Here is a 23,187-nt window from a genome sequence, read left to right as displayed (position 1 = left end):
GGCAATTTTGAAGTCCGGTTCTCATTTTTAATACGGCAGTGGGTTGACCACTTCAATGCCCATAAAACCGCGCACCCGCTTGCCACCGACATGGACATTGTTGGTGGCCTCTACATTGTAAAGGCGCTCGTTCTGCGCCAGTTCCGAGCTGAGACGATTTGCAGACATGGGCTTTTGCGCATTGTCCTCGCACCAGCGCTGATACGCCTCATACAGTGCCTTGGAGCTGGCTTCACTGTCGGCCTTGAAGCGGATATAGCCCTCAGATTGCAGAAACTCGATCACATTGTTGCTGCTGCGCTTGACCGTCTCCATATTCTCTCTGGCCTTGCCGGAAATGCTGAACTGATAGTTGTTCCCAATCAACCGATGCAGACCATCCAGACACCAGAGGAAGATGCCCTCCTTCTCCCGCAGCAGCTTATCCACCAGAAACGGATCATCCACTCGGCCAGCGGGCCGGTCTTTGGTGGTCAGCACGATCTGGCGGCGAAAGAAGCCGTCGGACTTGTCGTGCAGGGCGGTGAGCGCACCGTTTCCGAAGCAGAGAAAACGCACATAGAGCTGGCTCTGATAGCTCTGGACGCCTTTGCGCTCCATGTCCATCTTGCACTCAGAGGTCACGATGGATTTGATATAATTGGTCTTGGGCAGGGCGCTCATATCCATATCGTCATCCACCATCAGGAGCTTGTTTTCCAAGTCTGCACGGCTGAACCGGTTGCTCTCCACCTTCTGGATGCTGGTGGTGTTCATGCTGTCGCCCAGCAGGGAGCGTATGACCAGACCGATGCGGCTTTTGCCCTCGCCGCCCTTGCCGATGAGCATGAGCATTTTTTGCCCCTTGGTGGTAGGCAGCAGGCAGTAACCGAGAAATTCCTGCAAGGTTGGAATGTCCTCCGGTTGCAGCAGCTCTGATAGGAATTGCAGCCACTTTTTCGGAGTGGGTGCGTCAGGGTTGTAGGCGACCGTCAGCCGGTTGTTGCAGTAGCTCTTATCGGCGGTAAAGCTACCGTTCATAAAATACGTCCCGTTGGCAACGTGGATGCGGTCCGTCTCAATGGGCAGCGGCGGCGAATAGGCTTGTAGTTTGATGCTGGCCAGCAGATTCGCAACCGTCTTGGAGAGATTGGCGGTCAGCACACCGGAGATTTCCTCCAGAATGAGATTGCCGATCTGCCCCTCATCCTCGATCAGTCCGTCCACGGTGAAAAGCCGCCCACGCACACATTTCATGGGGTGTTTCTCCAAAAACTGCTGGCAGAACAGCACCTCGTTGATGTGCCTGCCGTCGTACCACTCAGGCCACGTCTGCGGTGTCATATCCATCTTCCAATTCCTCCTTGTGAATTTTCTCTAACCTCCGTCGCAGCCCGTCCAGCTTTTCGTCCGCCATCTGCTGCTGAATTACTTCGGCACGTTCGTGGGAATCCCCGGCGCACAGAATATCTAAGTAGTATTCTGTCCGGTCGAGGTTACGGCAGGCTTCCACGAACCGTGCGTGAACAGGCTCGTCAGGTGACTGCGGCGCATACTGCACCTTCCAGTCCCGCAGCACATGGGCGTAATCGGATAAAACAGAAAAGCACAGCCGCTCGTTTTCCCTGAGCTGCTGTGCTTCCGTCTGAATGCGTTTTGCGTGGAGCGCCGCTGCGCTGGGCGGCTTGTCCGGGGTAAGGTGAAAGTCCGCTGCCAGCTTCTGTGCCGCCTCATAGAGCGGCAAACCGAACAGCTTTGCGGCAAAGTCGATCACATCGCCGTGTTCCCCGCAAGCGAAGCAATGGTAGTGGTCATCTGCCACATACAGGCTGGGATGCCGGTCATTGTGGAACGGGCAAAGGGCCATGCCGTAATGGTTGACCTCCACGCCGTACCGCTCCGCCGCCTCCCGGCAGCCTACGCCGTATTTTACAATTTCGAAAAGATTCATTGTTCCTCCATTTCTGCGCAAAAAACGGCGGCCTGCCCATTAAGGGGCAAGCCGCCATTTGCGTCTTATCTTATGCTGTTTTTGTTTCTTTCTCCGGCACTGCCGGTTCGATCTTCGCCCCTCGCAAGGCTTTCTTCCGCACGCCCTGTCGCTTGATCTGTGCCTGATAACGGCAATCGTCACCGCAGTATTTGACATCTGACCTCGTTGTGGTAAACACCTTGCCGCAGTTTTCGCAGGTACACTCCCGGCTGCGGCTCTCCGCCGCCTCCTGCCGGTAAAATTTGGAGCGGCAGTTGGGACCGCAGAACAGGGTGTTTGTCCGCTTGGAGGCGAATTCCTGTCCGCAGCATTTGCAGGTCAGCATGAAGGGCTGTCCGACAGCGTGTTCACCGGCCTTGATTTTCTGATACCGCTCCCGGCTCTTGATGCGGTGCCGTTTGAGCTGCTCCTGCCGCTTGATTTCTTCCTCGGTCAGCTCCGGTGCGGGAAGCTCAAACTGCCCGATAAAGCGAAGGTGGATATCCACTTCCTGCACCCGGTCACCGTCGATCTTTTCTGGAGCGTGTACGATGATTTTCTCCACGAACTCGTTGATCATGGGCGTGGTCAGCTCGGAAAAATCCGTGTACTTCTTTGCCAGCTCCAGAAACTGCTTGGCCCGGTCGGTGTCCTCCGCAAAGGCGGACATCTGCGTTTCCATTTCGGAGACGGACGCTGTCAGCGCTTTCTGCTCATTTTCGTAATCTGCCAGCAGACTGTCAAAGCGTTCACCGGTAATGCGCCCGACGGCAAAGGATTCATAGAGCTTCTTGATGATGGTATCCAGTTCGGAAATCCGCTTTTTCTCCTTGTTCAGCCTCCGCTTGGTTTCCTTGGCCGCTTCTGCCTGCCGCAGTTGGGAGGCAGAGCGCACCTTCTCCAGAAAGGCGTCCCGGTCGGAGATGGCAAAGGTGCTGGCTGCCCGGATGGTTTCCAGAATCAGCTCCCGCAGCACCTTGCTGCGGATATAGTGTCCGCTGCAAGCATGGGTGCGCTTCTGATGTGCCAGCGTATAGGTGGAACAATCGTAAAAGTCCGACGGATAAGGATTATTCTCCGTGCCGCCTCTTGAGCGATGGTTCATCATCTTTGCACCGCAGTCCGCGCAGAATACAAGCCCCGTCAGCGGATTGGCCTCGCCCAGCGTATCATGCCGCCGTGGTGTTTTCCGCAGCTTCTGTGCCAGCTCCCATGTTTCTGCATCCACGATGGCTTCATGGGTGTTCTCGAAGATCAGCCAATCTTCCTTGGGATTCATCACGGCGTTTTTATCCTTATAGGACTGCTTGTGGGAACGGAAATTCACCGTATGCCCCATATACTCCGGCTTGGAGAGAATCTGCCCAACGATGTAGCCGCTCCAGTTATAGGGGTTGGGGAACTCCTCCTTGCTTTTCCAGATGCCCTTATTCTGTTTGCCGAAGTAGACCGCAGGCGTGTTGATCTTGTCATCAAACAGGATACGGGCGATGTCGTAGGGGCCTTTGCCCTCAATGGTCAGCTGGAAGATACGCCGCACCACGGCAGCCGCTTCCTCGTCGATCAGCCAGTGGTATTTGTTCTCCGGGTCTTTCTTATAGCCGTAGATGGCACAGTTGGTGGTTGGCTTGCCGGATTCCCCCTTGACCCGAATGGCGGTTTTCTGCTTGCGGCTCAGGTCGCGCAGATACCACTCGTTCATGATGTTGAGGAAGGGCGCAAACTCGTTGCTGTTCTGGTCATCACTGTCCACGCCGTTGGCAATGGCAACAAAGTGGACGCCATGCTGCCGGAAGAATACCTCTGTGTAAAAGCCGGTTTGCAGATAGTCACGCCCCGCCCGGCTCATATCCTTGACAATGACATGGGCCACCTTGCCTGCTTCAATGTCCGCCACCAGCTGTTTCCATGCCGGACGCTCGAAATTGCCGCCGCTCCATCCATCATCAGTATAGTGGCGGCAGTTGGTGTAGCCTCTCTGCTGGGCATAGCTTTCGAGGTATTTTTTCTGATTCACGATGGAGTTGCTATCACCGGCATTGTCATCGTCACGGCTTAGCCGCTCATACAGAGCGGTGATCTTTTCCTCAGTCTGTTTCATGCGCATTCGGCGCTCCTTTCAGACTGACGGCTCATTTGTGGTGCTTCCATTATAGCACAAGTGCCGTCATTTGTAACCCCTTCATTGCGGATCATCCGCAGAATCTTTTCCTCCATGGTCTCCACCGCTGTTTCGCTGAATGCGACCCTTACCTTATAGGTGGTGCCGCCGATGCGCCGAATGATGAACTGTTCCTGTTTCGTTTGCTCCATAGGCTTCCTCCTTGCGTAATTTGTTGGTTTTTGGTATAATAAGTCCGGTTCCGTTGGCTGTAAGCCAATCATGTCTTTATGCTGGTTTTCCATGTTCTTTTTCTCCTTTCTACCCTCTGTGTTTAAGATAGTAACCTTAGTAACTTGCGTTTAGATTACCCTTTCACTAATAGGAGAAAAACGGGGTGTAAATCGGAACTGTTTTTTGAGAAAAAGAAAAATATTTTTTCGAGGAGGTGAAGCTGTCGTGGAACCATGGGAGGATGAACTGCTGTGGGATGATGATTTTTCCGATGAGGAAGAAGATACCGAGGAGCAAATAGAGGAAGCCGACCTTGAAATGGATGAGGATAGCTTTGCCGATTGGGAGGATGCGTCGGACGGTGCGCCGGAGAACGAATCGCTGGAGGAAGCGCTTGCAGAGGAACGCACGCTGGAGCTGGAAAGCGAGCTGGAGCAGGACGAGCATCCCAGAAACTATGCCGCCGAGCTGGAGGACGAGGAAGAGGAAGCCGCGCCCACCAGCGAAAAACGGCTCAAGCGGGAAATTCGCGCAGAGGCTGTGCGGCGGCTGGAGGAAGCAGCCCGGACGGAATCGGATTTTTTGACTGTGGTAGACGAGTGGAACAAGCTGGACAGAAATCGGGAACGCCGGGAGCGTGACCACGAAAACCTGCGCGGGGATGTGCCGTTGGAGTTTCAGGCCGTGCCAGAGCCGAGAATTGCTCCCCTCTGGATGAATCTGCCAAGGTTCCGCCAGCTCTGTCAGGGAAATTTTCTCGACATCATCTTCTCCTGTCCCTACGAGCTGCATGAGCTGACAGCAAACCGTTTTCTCTCCAAGCTCTTCTTCACCCTCAGTGATGAACAGAAGGAGGTACTGTATTACCTGTTCGTCAAGCAATACAGCACCACAAGGCTTGCTGCCATCCGTGGGCAGTCCGACCGGAATATCCGAAAGTTGCGTATGACCATTCAGAAAAAGCTGCAAAGGCGGATGTATGAGCATCTGAGTGAAAAGCTGGAAAGGGACTACAGCATTACTCTGCGGGAGCGCGAGTTCGTAGAGGAATATGAAGCACTGCTGCAAACCATGGGCAAAGATGCCGTGATCCGCCGGGAAAACAAAACCAAACCGAGAAAAAAGAAAGCCGCCCTTGACGATGACAAGGACGGTTGATACAATAGTAATACGGTTAATATATAGTTGGATTACGAGTTGAGAGGAACAGCGCCATGAAGAATCTCTTTGAGCAGTCCCGTTCCCATTGGGTACGGTATGACCGCTATGAACTGAAAACAGCCGCAGACGGCAAGCGGTATATCACGCCGGGGAAGAATGCCAAGCCCGACATATATAATCCCTTGAAGGAAGCGCCGGGAATCGTGCTGGATGCGCTGAATGTGGGAATGCTGATGATGAACCGCAGCCCGGAGGACGAGGTGCAGAAGGCCATTCTGGAATTTGTAACCCATTACGGTCTGCTGGGCCTGATGACAGCGCTGCCCACCACGCCGTCCTTCATGGATTATGAGGCGGTCTATCTGCCGAAAAACCACTTCATCAAGGCAGAATCCATGGAAAGCGAGGACTATCTGGCGCTATTCTATCCCTTTGACCAGCTGGATCTGGTCAAGAAGGGCATTGAGTCCAGATGGAGCGTGTCCGGCGACAACATGATGGTGGCGCTGACCATGACCTTTGCGAGTGAACCCATGGCGAAAACCATGAGCTTCCAGCGAGAGTATGCTGAAGCCTATGACTGGGTGGCGCAGCAGTTCAAGGACTGGGCCTTTACGCTGACCACATCTATTCTGTACTACAACGATTATGACCTGATCGATGAGGATACCCGGAATCTGTATCGCAAAGGCATGGCTGCTTTCGGCGGCATTGCGCCCAGCTATCATATTGAGCTGCTGGACAAACCGACCATCTATTGGGACTTCCATTCGCTGCTGCTGGGCATCCAGATGATGTTCAGCTTCCTGCTGGTGGACGGAGAGAAGCCCCTGCGGCTGTGCAAGCACTGCCAGAAGGTGTTCCTGAGCAGCCGCTCCAATTCCGCTTTTTGCAGTCCCCGCTGCAAGAATCAGTATAATGTCTATAAGAGCCGTGGGAAGAAAACCAGCGAAGAAGATTGAGGTGAAACGACATGGCAGACGCCAAGAAGGATAAACTGCAAATCCGCAACAGCACAGTGGATTTCCTTGTGTTCACGAAAGATGCCCATGAGGATGGCATTGAGGTACGGGTACAGGATCACGACGTTTGGCTGACCCAAAAGGCCATTGCACGGCTTTTTGATGTAGACCGGAGCGTTGTGACAAAGCATCTGAAAAATGTATATGAAAGCGGTGAATTGTCCGAAGATGCAACTTGTGCAAATTTTGCACAAGTTGCGGATAACGGAAAAACCTATCACTATAAGTTCTACTCTCTGTCCGCCATCATAGCCGTAGGCTATCGGATCAATTCCGGCAGAGCCACGCAGTTCCGCCAGTGGGCAACCAAGGTGCTGGACACCTTCACCAAGCAGGGGTATGTGCTGGACAAGAGCAGGCTCATCAATGGGCAGATTTTTGATGAGGACTACTTCGATCACCTGATTTCCGAGATTCAGGAGATTCGGGCCAGCGAACGGCGCTTCTATCAGAAAATTACGGATATTTACGCCACTGCTGTGGACTACTCTCTCGATAGCCAGACCACAAAGGATTTCTTTGCCACAGTTCAGAATAAGATGCACTATGCCGTCCATGGCGGCACAGCGGCAGAGGTCATTATGGCACGAGCCGATCACACCAAGGAACACATGGGGCTGACCTCATGGAAGAATGCTCCTGACGGCAAGATTGTCAAGGCAGATGTGTCCGTTGCAAAAAATTACTTATCCATGGATGAAATGCAGGAACTGAACGAAATCGTCACCATGTATCTGGACTATGCTACCCGGCAGGCCAGACGGCATATTCCCATGACCATGGCAGATTGGGCCTCCAAGCTGGACGCTTTTCTGCAATTCAATGATGCAGAGATTCTGCAAAATAAGGGAAAAGTCACCGCTGCCATTGCAAAAGCCTTTGCCGAAAGCGAGTTTGAGCAGTACCGCGTCATTCAGGATCATCTGTATCAGAGCGACTTTGACCGTCTGGTAGCCAGCACGGAACAAAAGAACTAAAGTGTAAAAATGCCCGTTATCGGCCACGCAACCGATAACGGGCATTTGTCATTCATATACAAGCTCGGTCAAAACGATTTCCTCCGCGCGGCTGCGGATGCTGTTCATGCGGCGTACCCATTCCATTTGATCGGCAGCTTTGAGTGCTTCGGTCACGCCTTCTTGCTTCACCATTGCAGAAACGATGATTTCCATGCGCTCGTTGCAGGCTTGGTCGATCTCGGCAAGGTGCCGATGCAGCGTTCCGTTTGTGAGCAGGTTTGTGTAGAAAATAGGGCGATGTTCTTTCAGATAGCTGCGGCGCATATGTCCATACTTGCCAATCTGGTATTCCGGTTCCTCTGGCAGCGCAAGGTTTGGAATGAGATAATCGCCCTCCTGACGGTAAGTGCCGCCCATTTCCTCAAATAGAGATTTCATAAAAATTAGCTCCTTTTTGTGTTGATTTCCAGCGGTTATACGGACTTTTCTTCTCCTTTCCTACAACTGCTGTTCCATTCACCACAAATGAGCCGCAGTCATATGTATTAGGTGGGAGAAACCACCCTTTACATATTAACTCTTGATTCTGGATGCTGTTGGATTCGTCCTCTTTGCCGCCTTTCTTATCCTCTTTCAAATCTTCCACGGATAAGCGGCAGTAAAGCGCGGTGATTTTATCAGTTGCCCGTAACATTTCTGTTTCCTCCTTCAAAGGGGCAACTGCCAGTACAGGATTGGTTGCTTCTATTGTACCAAGAGACTGCGTATTTGTCATTCAGAATCCTCCATCTTTTCTGTAAACTTTTCGCCCATGATGCGCTCCATCTTTTTATCCAGCGTTTCCGTTCCGTCATAAGTGCCTGTGACAGAGTAGATCGTGCCGCCGATCTCTTTCTGCAAGGTGAACTCCGGCAGCCAGAAAGCGGATGGATTTTTCACACGGATGTGTCCATCCTCGTCAAACCAGAAATTGTGTCTGGGATGGTCAGGCGGCAGCGGTGTGGGTTTAAGATAGGGGTCGGGGTTGGAGAAGTAATATCCCTCCGGCTCGTCATGCTCCTGCGGCTCCCATGCCTCGATTTCTGCCAAAAGCTCCGGGTCGATTTCATGTTCAAATGGTTTCTTCTTGCTCATAAGTGCCTCCTAAAAATGTGTAAAGATTAGTGTTCGATTTCTTGTTTTTTCTGCCGTGTAACAGCGTTCTGTCGCTCCTGCTCATGGATGACCTGCTCCACCTTGTATTTGATCTGCCAGAGCTTTTTCACCTCCGCATAGATGGGAGAAAGCTCCGCTTGCCCGGTCTTGTACTCCTGTTCCAGACGGTCACGCTCTTTGCGCCATGCGGTGATAGGCAGCTTGCCATCCTTGAAATGCGGTTTTAACTTGCGCTCTGCCATGTGATACAGGCGGAGTGCGTTTTCATTTTCGGACATAAACTGCTCCCGCTTGCCTTTCCATTTGATGGTCGCCAATTTGTCGGCAATGGGCTTACCCTCAGTGTAAAACTGCACCATACGGAGAAGTTCGTCCAACTCTTTCATGCGGTTGGATTTGCCACGCATGGAGTTTTTCAAAGTGTCGATGCGGTCACTCAGCATAGACACACGCTCCTGCAATTCCTCCGGCGTTGTGAGTTTATTCTGCATAAGATAATTGCAAATCTCGTTGAACTCTTTGAGATTGCCGATCTTTGCTTTCTGACTCCAAGCCCCGGCGTTACGATTGGTGTAATACTCGCTGAGAAGCTGCGCCAGATTTGGAACTTGCGGCTTGCTCAATTCCTCATGCGCTTCTTTCAGCCAATCAAGCAGCGCAGAGATTTTCTTTTTCAGATTGCGGATCAGATCGTTGGCCGCCTTGATCCAGCGGTTGAGATCACCCTTGTTGGTGCGGATGCCATTTGCTTCCATAGCTCGGACGGTCACACCCTCATGGACAGTAGGGAGCTGGTCGATGCCCTGTCGCTCATAGCTGCGGTGGTCAATCCGGCAGTCCAATTCCTTTTCCGCAAACTTCTGATTGCACAGTTCAGCCCATGCTTGCCGCCAATGTTCCAAGGTGTCGGGACTGCCCCAGTCGGTAGTCGGCACAGCGTTGAATACATAGTTTCCTGCTTCATCACGGATACGCTCGCCATGTTCGTCCAGCAGATATTCCCGCCGCTGTTTGTTGCCCCATCTACCATGTTCATCCAGAGGACGGATAGGACACATGACATGGAAATGAGGATTGGAAATGCCGCCGTCATCCTTGTCGGGAGAGTGAACGGCGAAGTCCACCACCATGCCCCTGCTCACAAACTGCTCCAATAAAAATTGCCTTGCAAGCTCGATGTTCTCCTGCATGGAAAACTCGTTCTGCAAAGCAATGTCAAAGCTGTATGCAAGCTGCGCTTTCTTTCCCCGTTCCGCTTTCTCCACTTCATTCCATAGGGTTTCCCGATCAGAGAAAGAGGGAGGGGCATAGGGCGGCAGCAGGATTTCCGAACAAATCACGCCGCCCTTTTTGGTGTAGTCGCTGTCCTCACCGTAGTATTCGCTGTGCAGCTTTTCGCCGGAGCGATAGGCGGCAGACGCAATAGCGGATTGTCCTGCGCTGCGCTTGATTTGTGTCACATGAAAATGATATAGTGCGATACTCAACACCCCTCTTTCTGTTCAGCTCGGTTGTGTTCATTGACCGCCTCCATGAGCAAGCCCTTAATCTCCAAGACGGCAAGGGCTTTTTCAGCAAAGGCGTAAAACTCGGTTTCGGTCAAAACCTTTGTCAGCGGTGCGATGCTTTCAATGGCTGCGCCACGAGTGATAAGGTGGTGCGCCCGCTTGCGCCGATCACCTTTTTCGTAGTAGGTGATGCGGTTTTCAAGCTGTTGTTTTTTGTGTTGGAGCTGCGAGATCTTGCGTTCATTTTCCGCTTTCTCTGCTTCCAGTTGTGGGATAGTCTTCTGCTTTTTCACCATGTATGACCTCCTTGATTTTGATGTAGGAATATAAAAAGACCGCCTACCGAAAATCGGTAAACGGTCATGGGTACATATTCAAAACTTTGTGAGTGGCGCTGTTTGCATCAGCAAATTGTGCCACTCACAAAGTGTGCAGGGATAGACGCGCAAGCGTCGCAAGGGGTGCAGCCCCTTGTTCGGAACGAAGTGACGCAAAACAGCCCGGGCGATTGAAGTCCGGGCTGTCTGCCTCGCAGAGCGCACATACAGGGCTTCTCCCTGTATAGAAGTGCGCCCTTTGTTCCAAAGGGATTTCATTTATGCGACCAACCACTTATCAACATAAGCAGAAATTCTATTGCTCCAATCAATTTCATCAGTAGAATTATCTATTTCGTCAATGGCCGTCTGCAAAAACTTCTGAACATCTTGTGGTTGAGGTATGCCTTCGCTTGTATAGGAGTTTTCAATCAACCGCATAAACGAATCAAGTTCCAATGGGATAATCTTGGGCTTGCCTCCATAAGCAGCGATATTTCTGATCTGATTTAAGCCGAAGAAGTGTGCCCATGTTGCTCTGTTAATTGACGGAGCTATAAACAGGCAATAGGTGGTTTTTCCTGTCGCCTTTTGCAACTGAGCATAATGCCGTGTGACTGGCTCTCCCTCAGATTCATATTGCCGCTGTCCTCGCTGCAAGGTAACTTCAACCGAAAGAGCAAAGGTATCATAATCACATTCAATGTCCGGCATATTGCCTTGGGCTGTTGATGTGGGTCGCCCCGCGTCGTCAATCCTGAAATTGCCTTTAATAGTTCCGCCGTCCAGCATAGTCATGGCTCGCCATGTATTCCATTCGAGGAACAGGGGAGCATCGTATATCTCATCTGATAAAATCTCGTTGTATGTATCAATGACTTCTTGATACAGCGCATAAGACTTTAGTTCCTCGGTCTGCTTTTGAATAATTGCAGCCCGTTTTGCTTGAACAGCACTATCACGCAAATCTTTCAGCTCTTCGATTGTCTTTTCAGAAAGCTCTCGTTTAGTATACGAAAAATGACGCATCAGTGTATCCTCTAAATTGCTGCGGTCATCTGTATACAGACGAGGCTGTGCGGGGTCAAACAAATAATTCTTAAATGCAGTTACATCATCAATGTAGGTAGGCTCTCTCGGGACAGTTTCCAAAATAAAATCAATCTCTGGAATTTTATCTGGAGCGATCTGTATCGACCTACCATCAGAAACAAACATTTCGGTGAAACGGAAATAGCGGAAACACGCATCAGCATAGTCCCTCATGTTGCGCTTTTCTTTGCTGATAAATGACCGCACATCGCTCGTCTTTGATTCTCTGGTTGCTATGTTGCCGGATTCAATTTCGGTAGAATAAATTTTGGATATTTCCTGATTTATAACATCGTCAACAAATCGCTTATACTGCCCCTTATGTTTTTCCTTTTCTTCTCGGAAAGAAATGATTTGATTTTTTACCGCTTCATAGTTGCGATAGTCCGTCAGTTGCAACGCAAAGATTCTAAATTCATCCGGTGTCAGGTGGTCTAAATCACGGATTAAACGAATGATTTCCAAGTAGGGACGCCCCCAAAATGTCCCTTTGATTTTACTTCCCTCTTTGTGATAGGGAGAGGGTAACTGGAATTTTAAGAGCTGCCGCAAAAAGATTTCATGCGGTCTGTTGCCATGTATAAAAGATTCGCCTGCTTCTGTCAACTGAATTGTTGGAGAAAGATCAACAAACCCCAATCCCTGCGGCGAGCGAGTAATACGATCTCGTGCACTAAATGCAGAATACTTCTTAGAGGTATCTCCCTCAAATGTGGTTGCAGCAGCGAGCGTGCGGGCAAATTCTTCCTGTACTTGCTCATTGCCACTCCATGTTTGCCCAGAAAAGTTATCCACCAACAAAGCGATTTCTGGGATTAACTTTTTGGGTGATCTGGGCGAAGTAGTAAAAAATAATGTACGACTACTTTTAATTACTCCCATTTTGCACTCCTAATAGTTTTTTACAACGATGTGCATTTTATCATTATTGAAACGATTTCTGATATTTACTGCATAGTTTTTGTAATACTCATCGAAGATGTATTCTCCGTAGAGTTCTTCTGTGAGAGGAGTTTTACCAATTACCATTAAGGCGCGGCAGGGGAGATTACGGAAATCGGCAGCCAACCTACGGTGTTCTGCTTCGTCAAAACCATTCATCATGTCAATATTTCCGTAATCATTAAACACACAATCATATGGCGGGTCTAAGAATATAAAATCATCTTCCTGCGCCATTTCAAATATCTGGCTGTAATCCAGACTATATAATTCAGCGCCTTGCAATAAATCACTATGCTGCTGTGTGACCAGTCGAGTGTTCAGATTGGGATAACGACCAAACGGAACATTATATTCGCCGCTGTTGTTATACCTAATCATGCCCGAGTAAGCGGTCTTGTTTATAAAGAAATACAACACGCCATCAAGATAACTACCATCGGGGTGGTTGAAAAGTTCTCTGATGCGATAATATAGCGCCTCATTATCATTTGGGACACGCTCGTCTGGTGTTTTGGCTTTAAGTCTTTTGTACCTTGCTTGATTTTCCTCATATAACTGTTGCAAAGTATCAAGCTGCGCCCTCATCTCAGGATAATTGTCACGCAACTGACGATAGAATATCATTAAACGAGTGTTGACATCATTTATAATTGCATTTTCGGGCTCAAGATAAAAATATACTGCACCGCCACCAAAAAAAGGCTCAATGTAGCGATTGAAGTCATCAGGTATATATTGTAAGAAGCGTGGAATTTCCCGAGATTTTCCACCACGATATTTCAATACGGGATTCATCGTTGCACCTCTCCTCTCATTCCATATTCTCTTTCGAGTAGGGCAAACTAACCCATAATCATTATAGCAGTTTGAATGACTTCAATCAACATCAAATTGTAAATATTCATTGTGTAGAGAGCTTTTTCAGGTAAACACGCCGACAGCTTTTCAACCTTTGATTCCGTTCTTCTTCGCCCATTCACTTGCCGCCTGTTTTCGTTCCTCACTGTACGGCGCAGTCAGCCGGAAGCTCAGCCGTCCTTTCTCAATCTCAAAGGTCAGTCCGCCTTGCTCGTCATCGTCGATCTGGCGGCAGCATTGCGGATATTCTTTCGCAAATGCGGTCAGCCGCTTTTTTAGATCGGTGTTGTGGGTCTGCACCTCGATCATATTGCCATACTCGTCAAAATAGATGCCTGTGGTCTTTTCTCTCTTGGTAAGTCCTGTTCTCATAAAACCTCCTGATTTTCACAAATTTTTCTCAGTTCTTGAATTGGGAAAGTGATGCGATTTTTCGATAGAAACGCTTCAAACGATGCGGAGTATGTTCCGGCTCACGCTATCCGGTGATTTGCTACTTTTCCGGCTCTTGACCGTGTTTTCACGCTTTTCGGTTTGTGCGGCTTTTTAGCCATTCCACAAGCTCATTTTTCATCACCAATTTACGCCCGCCGATCCGTAAGGTTGGAAAATCCGGGCTGTTCAAAAGGTTGTATGCCCCCGCTTTGGAAATCTGCAACGCTTCCGCAATCTGCTTTGCGTCCATCACATCGGGCATGGTTTCAAATGGTTCTCTGCTCATAAAATCCTCCTTTCTTGCATGAAAAAGCAGCAGTCACCACTTGGGTAACTGCTGCCGTTTCTTCGTCTGTTTACTTGTCCAAATACTTCTGATATTCCGCTGTCACATAATCCTCATAAGCGTCTGCGATCTTGGCGATTCGCTTATGGACTGCGCTGGCGGTCTTGTAGCCAACCTTATCTGCGATTTCCTGCTCGGTGTAACCCTCCATACGCAACTTCAATATCTCCCGGTCTTTCTCGGTGATGGTGCTCTCTGCAAAGGTGGCTACCTGCATTTCGGAAATAACTGATTGCTCAAACTCGCTGCGGGGGTCTGCCACATCGAAAATGTCCCCGTCCTCACTCTCCATCATTTCATCCAGAGAGATCGGCTTACCAGAACGGTTGTGATGCCACTTCCGCATGAAATCGGTCTTGACGGTGCTGCTTGTGGTTTCGTAGTCTTCGACGGTCCTGTTTTCCCAGATAGCGTCAATCATGGGCTGCCATTCTTGTTCTGCCACAACCATGTCGGTGACATTGCCGATCAGATTGCTGAATTGCTGATAGGTCAGCCACGGCACTTCCACACCTTGCGGGATGTTGTAAAGCTCTTGAAATCCGAGCCCGTTCTGCTCAAACTTCATTCGGATGTAGGGGATAATGCTGTACGACAAACGCCACAAAGGGAAATATCCTGCATACTGCGTCCAGTTGCCGGGTATGTCACGATAATTTCCCTTGCTGTCTTTCACTTGGAAGAACTGCCATGCGCTCCATGCGTAGCAGTCCCACACAAGCAGCTTAAACATATCATCACATACGATGTGGTCATACTTGTCCGTCCTCAGAACTTCATAGGGGCAGCGGAGCAGATCGTAGGCTGGCTTCCACTTTTCTGCAAGTTCCCTCGGTAGGCTATAAAATAGGGTCAGCCATGACTTGTCGCTGTCCTGCGGTATCTCGATGACCTCACCGGGCAGCACTACAATGAAACCTGTCGGACCTTTCTTCTTGTCCAAAAGCGTCACCTCCAATCGTTTTGAAATAGCCCTCTACTATATATGGCATGAAAAGGGCTGAATTGTTCCAATGTTCCCAAAATTTTTTGAGATTTTTTGAAAAAATCTCGGATTGTTTGGGATAGGATGATTATAGTTTCATTATACTCGAAAACTGTGAATAAATCTATTGCTTTCAGTTAAGGGCAAAAAAATAACGGGTACTCGGATTTTGCACCGAATACCCGTTATCTCGTTTACCAACCCCGTCTGACAGATGCCATAATCGTAATTTCTGAAATTACTTTCTTATGAGCACCCGTGTAATCACAGAGTGCTCTTTTTTTAATGTGTCAATTTCTTTTTGTAATCATAAACAACAAATCCAATCAGACTCATTGCCGCGCCAATCATTATCATCATCCAACAAGTGATGTAGCTATTATCACTCGTTGACGGAGTTTCTGCTGGTTTTTCCTCTAATTCAGATATGGCATCTAAGATAGCCTGTGCCATATCATCGACCTCTTTTTGATGCGTGATGTTCAAATTCTCTACAACCGCATCAATCGCATCACTTACATGTGTAAAATCAACATAATCCTCTGGATTTAAAGCCTCTGCCTTGGCAATCACATCATTGACTGCCGTATAGTCAGCATCTTTATACTCTAAGGCATTGATGGCATCCTCTATAGCTTTAGCCATGGCATTGACTTCTCCCTGATGTGTGATATCTAAATCATAAACTACACCAGCGATAGCTTTTTCCACACCTGAGAAATCTTTATAGAGTTCTGAATCAAGAGCATTGGCTTTAGCAACAGCATCTTCTACCTTCCTGTAATCTGCATCTAACAATACTAATTCATAATTAAGAGTATGAGTAGAGATATCATAGGTAATCGTTACTTGTTCACGAATTGAATGATAATTTTCTTTTTCTATCAAAACCGTATATTGTCCTACCGGTAAAGATACTTGGTGATTCTCAACACTATATTTCGTATTATCCTCAGAAATAAAAGATACCTGTGCATCCTCTGGTGACGTATTAACCGTAATATCAAAGGTCTTTTCCGGAATTAAAGGAGTACCATCTTCATTAAACACATAATTACCACCATTTTGATTAATTTCTTCCAAAAAAGCTAAAGATTCCATATCTTCTAAAGCCATTGATCTGCCTATTTCATCAGAAGTGATGCTCTCACCATCTGAATTTATATATACAACGTTCAATGGATTACGCTGGCTATTTGCAATCGTGTTAAAATCACCCGTCATATAGTAATTATTATAAGCTGTAATAGTATTCTGGTAAGATGTTGACATATTGACGCCGCCAATCAGAGCACCAATCTGATCATTTTGAGTGTGCCCGATGATTTCACCTGCATGATAACAGCTCTCTATCGTCAGTTTTCCAATTAAATTAGGCGATGAATATACCGTTCCGACGATTCCGCCAAAATAACAGGAACCATGGAATGGTCCATTTTCTCCTACATCAATTGTACCTGTATTAAAACAGTTTTTTATGACAGTCGTACCCTGCGCTTGTCCTATAATGCCTCCAAAATAGTCAAGGCCATAGAAATCTGCCATGTTGGCGCAATTGATAATCTCAACATTTGCACCAATACCACAAATTCCGCCGGCATGAACTGAATTGGAAATACCATCATTATAATAACTGCCATCAAAGAAACTGTACGTAATACTTCCATTTTCAATTGCACCTGCTATTCCGCCTATGACATATCCCTGAACGCCACTGAATGTGAAATCTACATAACTCGTACAATTGCTGATATTACCACCAATCAGATAACCTGCAAAACTTCCAGCCATATCTGCCCCGCTTCCATTAAGAAAACTATCTGAGGAAATAATTCCCGACAGATTTAAATTCATAATGTCACAGTCCGAAATTCCAAAAAAGCCTGTATACTGGTAAGATCCTACAGTTATTTTAAAATTACTGATCGTATGTCCATTTCCATTAAAAGTACCTGAAAAAGAATGATCTCTATCAATACCAATCGGCGTCCATTCCATGCCATTCAAATCAATATCTGTTTCCAGATTCACAATAATATCAGTATTTCCTGAATAATTACCCTGATTGACCTCATCTGCAAATTTGACTAACTCATCTGCCGTAGAAATCTGAATCACATTTTCTTGAGCATTCAATTGAATACCACTTATGCTCAAGCATAAAAAGAATGATAAAATAAATCCTATTGTCTTCTTCAACATCTTCTACTCCTTTCTAAAGCACAGAAAAAAAGCGCATTTGTCCTCATGGACAATATACGCCCTTTGTTTCTTCAGAGTCTGACATACGAAAAAATGCACTAAATAATTGCTTGTTTAAAATTGTCACAATTTCTTTCATTCTTGTCAAGCTCCTTTCTGTATTCTTATAACTTTAATTTATCCCAGAGCTTATTGATTGACAAGAATAAATGACAGCTAAAAATATATTTACTGAGGCTTTTTCACCATCTGATAAAACTTCCTTTTTTCAATAATTCAAAAATAGCTCAATCCTTAATAATCCGTCCCTTTCATAACATCACATCAGCTTTATTCTTCATTCAAGACATGATGTTCAGACTTATATTCTTTTTATACTAGAATTGCTTTTTTGATTTCATCTAAATTCTGATGATACACCATAGCTTCAATACCACATTGTCTGGCTGCCTCTACATTACGTGGTTTATCATCTATGAAAAAACATTCTTCTGCTTTTAATTGATATTTATCTAAAAGATAATGATAGATAGCTTTATCCGGTTTAGAAAGCTGAATACTTCCTGAATAAACAGCTCCATCAAATTCCTTCGCAATTGGATACACATGAACGTTTTCTTCAAATATGACAGGTGCATTTGATAAAATATACAAATGATAACCTTCCCTTTTTAATTCATGTACCCATGCCTGTACCTCTTCGATATCTTCCAAGGCCAGATACCATCGATCAAAAAACATACGTATGGCTTCCCAGTCTTTTCTGTCCGACATACGTAATGTCTGTCCAATATAATCCTCATAAGTTATCGTTCCATCATCCAATGCATCCCAGTCATGGAAAATAGCTTTTTTCATAGCTTCATGATAAGCCGGAGTACACAGCTCCAACAACCGATCTGCATTGAAAACTGAAAGGACATTACCAAAATCAAAAATAATGTTTTTAAACCTCATAATTTCTCCTATATTATACTGAAAGGAAGCATTTGCTTCCTTTACTTGATACATACGATCTTATCATAATTTGCACTCTGAATCACATCACCTACATAATCATGATCCAGCTGCATCTTTTCTACTAAACAGCTTCCCTGATAACCAACGACTAATGCATCCTCAAAAAGCTGGAAATCTCTTGGCAAAGAGCCTTTTAAATGAATGCACTGTGCCTCTTGCCATCTTTCATCATATACAAAGTGCTTAAGGATATCCTGTCCTCTTGTCGAAGTGTAAAGATGCTTCTCATCGGCGCTAAGACGAATGGCTGCACCTGTCGTCACGACATCCTCCTTTTCTTTGATTGAAAAGACTTCTTCAACATTGCCTTTGTTATCCAATATAAATAATTGATTGCTTAATTCCGTGATGACCATCAACTGTTTCTCATCTTGGGTATGGACCATATGACGAGGCCCGCTTCCTTTAGGAAACTCAAAGGCTTCAAGAAAATGAAAGTCATAATCATAAAAACAGATCAGATCTAATCCTAAACAGACAACAGCAAATTTATCTTTAAAAAAATCTACACAATGACATTTGCTTCCCTGAGGATAAATAAGCTCATGAAGCAGTGTCAGCTGCTCATCGAAAATCTGAACACAAGCATCATGATAATAGGCACAATAAATACGTCCGTTATATTTTTTGATGAAACAGCCCGGTTTCTTATCAAAAAGACAACAGGCCTTTTCCTTACCGTCATGATCAAAGACGGCGACGCCGCCTTTGTCATTTCTTTTTAATATCGTATAAATCTTTTGCTCATCCACATCAAAATAACTTGTACCCTCATCATCACAGATCTGATGATGAAGACTCAGATCATCATTCAACAGATAAATACCGCGGTTATTTTCTGCCGCATAGCCACCAATATATATCATAAATCTCCTATTCTACTGATTTCAAAGATTCGACCATCGGAATCTTCTTCAGTTTAAAATGCATGACACGGGCAACGATCCATGCAAAGAACATCGTCATCACAAGTGATATCAAATATGACTTCACTTCAATGATGCGGCCAAACATTACGCTGTCAAGCTCTGCCAATGCCATGATCATCCGATGCAGTCCGGTTCCTAATGCCAATCCACATAGCGAACCAATAAGACTGAGAAGCAGGTTCTCACGGAATACATAATTGCTGACCTCTTTATCATAGAAACCAAGCACCTTTAATGTCGCAATTTCACGGATACGTTCTGAAATATTGACATTGGTCAGATTATACAATACCACAAATGCCAGCAAGCCTGCAGAGATCACCAAGACAACAACGATGATCGATAATGAAGATATCATATTTTCAAACGATTCGGCGCTACCACGATAAAATACGATGCTTTCGATACCATCAATGCCTGTTAAAGCACTTCCCAATGCACTGTCGTTTTCTTCATTGCTCTCATCCATGCGAATCAACAGTTGTGTCGGTTTCGCACTTATTCCAAAGGTAGCCTTATACGTATCACCATTCATGATAATGACATGGCCCACATAATTTTCAAAGATACCTTCAACGGTAAATTCTACCGAGCTGCCATTTGAAGTACATCTGAATGCACTTCCGACTTTCAAGCCCATATCACTTGCCATCTTCTCGCTGACAAGCACCCCGCTTTTTGGTATTTCAACTTCCGCATGAGTCCTGCGGTCACGCAATACATGAAAATCCTTATAAGCTTCTTCATCGTCAACGACGATCAGATCAACTGACTGGTCTTTGTTCTTGATATTGGCACTGCCGCTTTGCTGAGCAATCAAGATCGTTTCATCAACATGATCCATCTGATTGACCGTATCCACGATCTCTTCTTTTTCTACAACGTTCTTATCGCTGTTGATCGTAACGCTGACCTGATATTTCTGAAGATCTTCATACTGATTGGAAACGATGCCGCCGATCGAGTCCTGAATACCAAAGCCGGCAACAAGCAACGCTGTACAGCCGCTAATACCAATGACCGTCATGAAGAAACGCTTCTTATATCTAAATAAATTCCTGAATGTTACCTTGCGTGTAAAAGAGAGCTTTTTCCATATGAACGGAATTCTTTCCAGGAAGATCCTTTTACCATTGGAAGGAGCCTTTGGACGCATCAGCAAGGCCGGCGTTTCCCTTAATTCCTTATAAACGGCAAGCCATGTTGCCAACAGGACAATAGCAATACAGCTGACGCTTGCCATGAGGGCAAGATCCCAATAGAAAGTAAAATGAGCGTCCGGCAAGGTGTACATCATGTTCCACAAATGTGTAATCAGTGTCGGGAAAACCGCAAAGCCAACCAAAACACCAACGACACAGCCGCAAACACTGGATATGAAGGCATAGCTCAAATAACGCATGGCAATCGTGCCCTTCGAATATCCCAAAGCCTTAAATGTACCAATGACGCTGCGCTGTTCATCTACCATACGGGTCATCGTAGTAAGACAGATCAAGGCAGCAACCAGGAAGAAGAAGAGCGGAAATATCTTGGCAATCGAATCCATGCGATCTGCACTGCTTCCATAATCCATATAAGAATAATGTGACTGACGATCCAAGACGATCCATTCGCCTTCTGACATATTTTCGATATCGCTTTTTGCTTTATCGAGCTGTTCCTGTGCATCCGTCAGCTCTTCCTCTGCAATTCTGCGATTATTTTCCAGTTCCTTAACACCGTTTTCATAATCGATCCTGCCCTGGGCAACCTGTGCTTCACCCTGAGCAATCTGTTCTTCATAATCGGCCAGCTGCTGATTCAGATCCTCTTCCATCTGGGCAATGCTTTCCTCCTGAGCCGTAATGGCTGCTTGCAGCTGTTCACGGGTCGCCTCGCTGTTAGCAATTTCGATCATCAATTCAAGCATCTGCTGGCGCATCCGCAGATCAAAATAATCTTCATTCGTCAATACCTTATCTTCTTCAGGCAAGGCATCGATCTGCTGATTGACCTCATCCAGCATGCTCTGCAGCTCCTGCACCTGGGCACTGCTGCCACCCATCGACAATTGTGCTTTTAACATCTCCAATTGCGTCCGGGCACTTTCAATCTGGGCCTGTCCCTGTGTTTGAAGCAATTCGATCGCTGACTTCATGTCTTTGATACGATTCTCATTATAGACCAGTTCCTCATATCCGGACTGCAGCTGCTTATCCGCTTCTTCCAGCTGATTTTCAACATCCTGCTTCTGCTGATTGAATTCATCTTCATTTTTCTGATATTCTTCCAAAGCCTGCGCCTTGATCTCTTCTGTACGCAATGAAGCACGCTCTTTACCAAGCTGTTCGATACGGTTGACGAGCGGATCGATCACATCATCAAAATAAGCATCATCATAAGAATTATATGCTTTTGCGCCCTCTGCCGTAATATAAACTTCCGTATAAATATCACTTTTAAAATTATCATCAAACGTCAAAAGAAAACCATCCAGCGAACCATCACCGATACTGCTGCTTCCCTTTTGATAAGAAAGATAATAAGGAATCTTAACCTTGCCGACCACTTTCAGCTCAGTATGATTCAACGTATCTTCAAGCGGCTCATCCGTACCGCTTGACAGCTGAAGGACATCACCGATCTGAGGGCCGTCTGTCATGATCTTGCCTTCCTCTACCACACACTCATCTTCCGACTCAGGAAGCCTTCCTTCGACCAAGACAGCCTGATTGATATAATCTTTATTCGAAGCGCTCATATCTTCAGGCAAAGTCATGACCTTATAGACATATTCTGTCGTATCGATCATGAATACAACATCCACGCTATTGGTGGCATGAATACCTTCAACACCTTCGATATTGCGCAATTCATCAATATCCTCATCAACAAAGCCCAAGGTGGAATAAACCTGAATATCCTGCAAATTATACTCATCAAAATAAGCGTCAGCCGTTTCTTTCATCAGCGGTGCTGATGCCTTCACCCCAGCAAAAAAGGCAACACCGATCGCAACGATCGCAAAGATAGAAAAAAATCTGCCAAAGCTTTTTCTGATTTCCCGTAAGATATCTACGTATATTTTTTTCATTACCACTCAATGCTCTCTACTGGTACTGGGTTTTCATTGATCGTAATGCTGTCGATCTTACCGCTTTTTACTCGAATGACCTTATCACCCATCGGCGTCAGCGCCAGATTATGAGTAATCACGATCACCGTCATATTATTCTTCCGGCAGGTATCCTGAAGAAGCTTCAAGATCTGTTTTCCTGTATTGTAATCCAAGGCACCGGTCGGTTCATCACAAAGCAGAAGCTTTGGATTTTTCGCTAAAGCTCTGGCGATGGCCACACGCTGTTGTTCGCCGCCCGAAAGCTGAGCCGGAAAATTATCTTTACGATCAGCCAAACCGACATTTTTGATCGTTTCATTGATATCCAGCGGATCATCACAGATTTCGCAAGCCAGCTCCACATTTTCCGTCACCGTAAGATTTTGGACAAGATTATAAAACTGAAACACAAATCCGATATCATGACGCCGATAGGTCGTCAATTGTCTTGCATCATAGGCGGCAATATCTTCACCATCCACATAAATCGTACCGCTGGTAGGTGAATCCATCCCTCCTAAAATATTCAATATCGTTGATTTACCGGCACCACTGGCTCCAGCAATGACCACAAATTCTCCTTTTTTGATCTGAAAATTGACACCATCTAATGCCGGAATATCTACTTCACCGACATGATATATCTTTTTAACGTCATTAAATTCAATAAATTCACTCATAAACGCCTCCGATAATAGCCTTATGTCTATTCATATCATTTCATTCATTCTATATATCTCATATTTTACCACATATTTGTTCATAAAAAATGAAAAAATAATGTGAAGTTGATGTGAAGATGACTACATAACCCCTTGATTGTCAAAATATGCGCTTTATGACATAGAAAAACATTTAATCAACTTT

At 46.3% G+C, this 23,187-nt stretch carries 22 protein-coding genes; 3 read left to right on the top strand and 19 right to left on the bottom strand.

Going from position 1 to position 23,187, the window contains the following annotated elements:
* Positions 1-27: 27 nt before the first annotated feature.
* The 4 genes from ACZYT3_RS06605 to ACZYT3_RS06590 all read right to left on the bottom strand — a co-directional run bounded on the left by ACZYT3_RS06605 (position 28) and on the right by ACZYT3_RS06590 (position 4,357).
* Positions 28-1,329 carry a DNA primase family protein gene (locus ACZYT3_RS06605; protein WP_108980486.1) on the bottom strand — a complete coding sequence of 434 codons (1,302 nt, stop codon included), beginning with the start codon at positions 1,327-1,329 and terminating at the stop codon, positions 28-30.
* Positions 1,301-1,930: a CHC2 zinc finger domain-containing protein gene (locus tag ACZYT3_RS06600; protein ID WP_101693965.1), complete on the bottom strand. Its 630-nt coding sequence runs from the start codon at positions 1,928-1,930 to the stop codon at positions 1,301-1,303. The genes ACZYT3_RS06605 and ACZYT3_RS06600 overlap by 29 nt, the downstream gene beginning before the upstream one ends.
* 70 nt (positions 1,931-2,000) lie before the next feature.
* Positions 2,001-4,058, bottom strand: coding sequence for a recombinase family protein (locus tag ACZYT3_RS06595; RefSeq protein WP_101692893.1), 2,058 nt, complete (start codon positions 4,056-4,058; stop codon positions 2,001-2,003).
* Positions 4,049-4,357, bottom strand: coding sequence for a transposon-encoded TnpW family protein (locus tag ACZYT3_RS06590; protein ID WP_180956844.1), 309 nt, complete (start codon positions 4,355-4,357; stop codon positions 4,049-4,051). The genes ACZYT3_RS06595 and ACZYT3_RS06590 overlap by 10 nt, the downstream gene beginning before the upstream one ends.
* Positions 4,358-4,511: 154 nt before the next feature.
* On the opposite strand from ACZYT3_RS06590, the gene ACZYT3_RS06585 reads away from it, so the two are divergent.
* Genes ACZYT3_RS06585 through ACZYT3_RS06575 form a run of 3 tightly spaced genes read left to right on the top strand, consistent with a single transcriptional unit; the run spans position 4,512 to position 7,446 of the window.
* Positions 4,512-5,444, top strand: coding sequence for a hypothetical protein (locus ACZYT3_RS06585; protein WP_071430998.1), 933 nt, complete (start codon positions 4,512-4,514; stop codon positions 5,442-5,444).
* A 56-nt stretch (positions 5,445-5,500) separates the two neighbouring features.
* Positions 5,501-6,409 carry a hypothetical protein gene (locus ACZYT3_RS06580; RefSeq protein WP_464088112.1) on the top strand — a complete coding sequence of 303 codons (909 nt, stop codon included), beginning with the start codon at positions 5,501-5,503 and terminating at the stop codon, positions 6,407-6,409.
* Between the two features lie 11 nt (positions 6,410-6,420).
* Positions 6,421-7,446 carry a virulence RhuM family protein gene (locus ACZYT3_RS06575; protein ID WP_071431002.1) on the top strand — a complete coding sequence of 342 codons (1,026 nt, stop codon included), beginning with the start codon at positions 6,421-6,423 and terminating at the stop codon, positions 7,444-7,446.
* A 48-nt stretch (positions 7,447-7,494) separates the two neighbouring features.
* Here the strand turns inward: ACZYT3_RS06575 and ACZYT3_RS06570 are convergent, their stop codons facing one another.
* The 15 genes from ACZYT3_RS06570 to ACZYT3_RS06500 form a co-directional block, all read right to left on the bottom strand.
* Positions 7,495-7,866 carry a TnpV protein gene (locus ACZYT3_RS06570; protein ID WP_071431004.1) on the bottom strand — a complete coding sequence of 124 codons (372 nt, stop codon included), beginning with the start codon at positions 7,864-7,866 and terminating at the stop codon, positions 7,495-7,497.
* Positions 7,850-8,203: a hypothetical protein gene (locus tag ACZYT3_RS06565; protein WP_464088111.1), complete on the bottom strand. Its 354-nt coding sequence runs from the start codon at positions 8,201-8,203 to the stop codon at positions 7,850-7,852. Before ACZYT3_RS06565 ends, ACZYT3_RS06570 begins: the two co-directional genes overlap by 17 nt.
* Positions 8,200-8,562 carry a hypothetical protein gene (locus tag ACZYT3_RS06560; RefSeq protein ID WP_464088110.1) on the bottom strand — a complete coding sequence of 121 codons (363 nt, stop codon included), beginning with the start codon at positions 8,560-8,562 and terminating at the stop codon, positions 8,200-8,202. The genes ACZYT3_RS06565 and ACZYT3_RS06560 overlap by 4 nt, the downstream gene beginning before the upstream one ends.
* A 26-nt stretch (positions 8,563-8,588) precedes the next feature.
* Positions 8,589-10,070, bottom strand: coding sequence for a MobQ family relaxase (gene mobQ / locus ACZYT3_RS06555; protein ID WP_464088109.1), 1,482 nt, complete (start codon positions 10,068-10,070; stop codon positions 8,589-8,591).
* Positions 10,067-10,387, bottom strand: a complete 321-nt coding sequence (locus tag ACZYT3_RS06550) for a DUF3847 domain-containing protein (protein WP_250841644.1) — start codon at positions 10,385-10,387, stop codon at positions 10,067-10,069. Before ACZYT3_RS06550 ends, mobQ begins: the two co-directional genes overlap by 4 nt.
* 300 nt (positions 10,388-10,687) lie before the next feature.
* Positions 10,688-12,382 carry an AlwI family type II restriction endonuclease gene (locus tag ACZYT3_RS06545; RefSeq protein WP_464088108.1) on the bottom strand — a complete coding sequence of 565 codons (1,695 nt, stop codon included), beginning with the start codon at positions 12,380-12,382 and terminating at the stop codon, positions 10,688-10,690.
* 9 nt (positions 12,383-12,391) lie between these two features.
* Complete coding sequence (locus ACZYT3_RS06540; protein WP_464088107.1) at positions 12,392-13,240, bottom strand: DNA adenine methylase; 849 nt, start codon at positions 13,238-13,240, stop codon at positions 12,392-12,394.
* A gap of 150 nt (positions 13,241-13,390) precedes the next feature.
* The gene (locus ACZYT3_RS06535; RefSeq protein WP_177455750.1) at positions 13,391-13,675 is read right to left on the bottom strand and encodes a hypothetical protein; all 285 of its coding nucleotides are present in this window, start codon (positions 13,673-13,675) and stop codon (positions 13,391-13,393) included.
* 148 nt (positions 13,676-13,823) lie between these two features.
* Entirely contained in the window at positions 13,824-14,024 is a 201-nt protein-coding gene (locus tag ACZYT3_RS06530; RefSeq protein WP_231357949.1) for a helix-turn-helix domain-containing protein, read from the bottom strand.
* Between the two features lie 70 nt (positions 14,025-14,094).
* On the bottom strand, positions 14,095-15,027 hold the full coding sequence (locus ACZYT3_RS06525) for an RNA polymerase sigma factor (protein ID WP_250841643.1): 933 nt from the start codon (positions 15,025-15,027) through the stop codon (positions 14,095-14,097).
* Between the two features lie 324 nt (positions 15,028-15,351).
* Positions 15,352-17,271, bottom strand: a complete 1,920-nt coding sequence (locus ACZYT3_RS06520; protein WP_464088106.1) for a GLUG motif-containing protein — start codon at positions 17,269-17,271, stop codon at positions 15,352-15,354.
* A 372-nt stretch (positions 17,272-17,643) separates the two neighbouring features.
* Positions 17,644-18,228 carry an HAD family hydrolase gene (locus ACZYT3_RS06515; RefSeq protein WP_464088105.1) on the bottom strand — a complete coding sequence of 195 codons (585 nt, stop codon included), beginning with the start codon at positions 18,226-18,228 and terminating at the stop codon, positions 17,644-17,646.
* Between the two features lie 41 nt (positions 18,229-18,269).
* Positions 18,270-19,157, bottom strand: a complete 888-nt coding sequence (locus tag ACZYT3_RS06510; protein ID WP_464088104.1) for a beta-propeller fold lactonase family protein — start codon at positions 19,155-19,157, stop codon at positions 18,270-18,272.
* 7 nt (positions 19,158-19,164) lie between these two features.
* On the bottom strand, positions 19,165-22,296 hold the full coding sequence (locus ACZYT3_RS06505) for an ABC transporter permease (protein WP_464088103.1): 3,132 nt from the start codon (positions 22,294-22,296) through the stop codon (positions 19,165-19,167).
* The gene (locus tag ACZYT3_RS06500; RefSeq protein WP_294560995.1) at positions 22,296-23,000 is read right to left on the bottom strand and encodes an ABC transporter ATP-binding protein; all 705 of its coding nucleotides are present in this window, start codon (positions 22,998-23,000) and stop codon (positions 22,296-22,298) included. Before ACZYT3_RS06500 ends, ACZYT3_RS06505 begins: the two co-directional genes overlap by 1 nt.
* Positions 23,001-23,187 lie beyond the last annotated feature (187 nt).

The organism is Traorella sp. mt218 (assembly GCF_055420025.1).
The sequence above is the reverse complement of the archived record's forward strand: the minus strand, read 5'-3'. Positions and strand labels throughout refer to the sequence as shown.